Source organism: Streptomyces europaeiscabiei, assembly GCF_001550375.1.
GTDB lineage: Bacteria > Actinomycetota > Actinomycetes > Streptomycetales > Streptomycetaceae > Streptomyces > Streptomyces europaeiscabiei.
This window is the reverse complement of the sequence record NZ_LRTR01000588.1, coordinates 1-2744: the sequence shown is the minus strand read 5'-3', so window position 1 is coordinate 2744 and position 2744 is coordinate 1. Positions and strand designations below refer to the sequence as shown.

The 2744-nt window shown below is 73.8% G+C and carries 1 protein-coding gene; it reads left to right on the top strand.

From position 1 onward, the window contains the following. Positions 1-2744, top strand: a 2744-nt coding sequence (locus AWZ10_RS28210; protein ID WP_159058368.1) for a non-ribosomal peptide synthetase, incomplete at both ends; no start/stop codon positions are given.

The window sequence follows — 2744 nt, the reverse complement described above, 5'->3', positions numbered from 1 at the left end:
CCCGGTCCTCGAGCCCGCCACCGAGCGGCCCGCCCGCATCCCGCTGTCGGCCGCCCAGCGCCGGCTGTGGCTCGTGGAGCGGATCACCGGTGACGGTGTCGCGTACAACTTCCCGCTCGTGTTCCGGCTGCGCGGCGCCCTGGACCTCGACGCCCTGCGTGCCGCCCTCCGTGATGTGACGGACCGTCATGAGGCGTTGCGGACACGGTTCGTGGAGGCGGACGGGGAGCCGTACCAGTGGATCGCGGCGCCCGGTGAGGCCGAGCCGGAGTTCCGCCTGGCGGAGGGTTCCGGGACCGGACTCGCGGAGTGGATCGAGGAGGCCCAGCGCCGCCCGTTCGACCTGGGCGCCGACCTTCCGGTGCGGGCCGAGGTGCTGCGGCTGACCGACGACGATCATGTGGTGGCCGTCGTCCTGCACCACATCACCACCGACGAGTGGTCCGACCGCCCGTTCCTCGCCGACCTGCACCGCGCGTACACGGCCCGCGCCGCGGGCGGGGCGCCCCAGTGGGCTCCGCTGCCGGTGCAGTACGCCGACTACACCCTCTGGCAGGAGCGTCTGCTCGCCGAGGTGGAGGAGGCGCAACTCGCCTACTGGACGGGGGCTCTGAGCGGGCTCCCGGAGGAGATCCCACTACCCCTGGACCGGCCGGGGGCGGCCCGCGCCACCGGACACGGGGCCGTCGTCCGCGCCACGCTCCCCGGCTCCACCGGGGACGCGCTGCGCGACCTCGCCGGCACCCACCAGGTCAGTATGTTCATGCTGTTCCAGGCCGCCACCGCCGCGCTGCTGCACCGGCTGGGCGCCGGGGACGACATCCCGCTCGGCGCGCCCATCGCGGGGCGCACCGACAGCGCGGTGGACGACCTGGTCGGCTTCTTCGTCAACACGCTGGTGCTGCGCACCGATCTGTCCGGCACCCCGTCCTTCGAGGATCTTCTCGGCCGGGTGCGGGAGGCGGCCCTCGCCGCGTTCGGGCACCAGGACGTGCCGTTCGACCGGGTCGTCGAGGCCGTCAACCCGGTCCGGACCGCCGACCGCAACCCGCTCTTCCAGGTGATGCTCGGCTACCACCACCGGCCCGAGGGCGACCCCGACCTGTTCGGGATGCCCACCCAGTGGTTCGACATGGACAACGGCATGGCGAAGTTCGACCTGGATTTCACCTTCGTCGACCACGGCCCCGGCCAGGACATGGCCCTCCTGCTGGAGTACGCCACCGACCTCACCGACGAGGAGACCGCCGCCGCGCTCGCCGAGCGGCTGCTCAACCTGCTGGAGCGGGTCGTCGCGGAGCCGGCCCGTCCGCTGCGGTCCCTCGCCGTCCTCACCCGCGAGGAGGAGACGGCGGTCTGGAACGACACCACCCGGCCCGTGGAGACCCGGTCCGTCCCGGAGATCCTCGACGACGTCGTCCGCTCCCGGCCCGACGCGCCCGCTCTCACCACGGGGGTGTCCCGGCTCACCTTCCGGGAACTGGGCGAGCGGGTGGACGCTGTGGCCCGGCACCTGCTCCGGCGCGGCGCGGGCGCCGAGCGCGTGGTCGGACTCGCCCTGCCCCGGCACCTGATGGTCCCGGCGCTCCTCGGCGTACTGAAGTCCGGCGCCGCCTATCTGCCGCTCGACCCCGAATACCCGGCCGACCGGCTGGAGTTCATGCTCCGCGACGCGGCCCCGCTGTGCGTGCTCACCACGGCGGAGCTGGCGGCGAAACTGCCGGAGGGATGCCCGGTCGTCCTGATCGACTCGATCGACTCGATCGACGAGTCGGACCCCGTGGGCGACGAGGCACCGGCCGCCGCGCCTGCCGCGCCCACCGGCACCGCGTACGTCATCTTCACCTCCGGTTCCACCGGCACCCCCAAGGGAGTCGTGGGCACCCACCGCGGTCTGAGCAACCTCTTCGCAGCCCACCGCGACGACCTGATCGAACCCGCGCAACGGTCCCTCGACCGCGACCGGCTGCGGGCCGTGCACGCGGCCTCGTTCAGCTTCGACGGGTCCTGGGAGCCGCTGATCTGGCTGCTCGCCGGGCACGAACTGCACGTCACCGACGAGGCCGTGATGGCCGACCCGGCCGCGCTGCTCGCGTACCTGGGCCGGGAGGACATCGACTTCCTCGACGTCACCCCGACCTACCTCCGGGAGCTGATCCACCACGGCTTCCTGGAGCCCGGCGCCCACCTCCCCGGCGTGATCGCCGTGGGCGGCGAGGCGACCCCGGCCCTGCTGTGGGATCGGCTGTGCGCCCTGCCCGGCACCCAGGTCCACGACCTGTACGGGCCCACCGAGAGCGCGGTCGACGCCTACGGCTGGCACAGCGACGGCGCCGGCCGCTGGGCCGCGCCGCTGGACAACATCCGCGCCCACGTCCTGGACGAGCTGTTGCGGCCCGTCCCCGTGGGGGTCACCGGTGAGCTGTACCTCGCGGGCGAGGGCCTGGCGCGGGGTTACCTCAACCGTCCGGGGCTGACCGCCGAGCGGTTCACGGCCGACCCGTTCGGCGCGCCCGGCACCCGCATGTACCGCACCGGCGACCTCGTCCGGCGCCGCCGCGACGGCTCCCTGGAGTTCCTGGGACGCGCCGACGGGCAGGTCAAGCTGCGCGGCTTCCGCATCGAACCCGGCGAGATCGAGGCACTGCTCGCCGACCACCCCGACGTGGCCACGGCCGCCGTCGTGGTCCGCGAGGACACGCCCGGGGTGCGCAGGCTCGTCGCGTACGTCCTGCCGGCCGCCG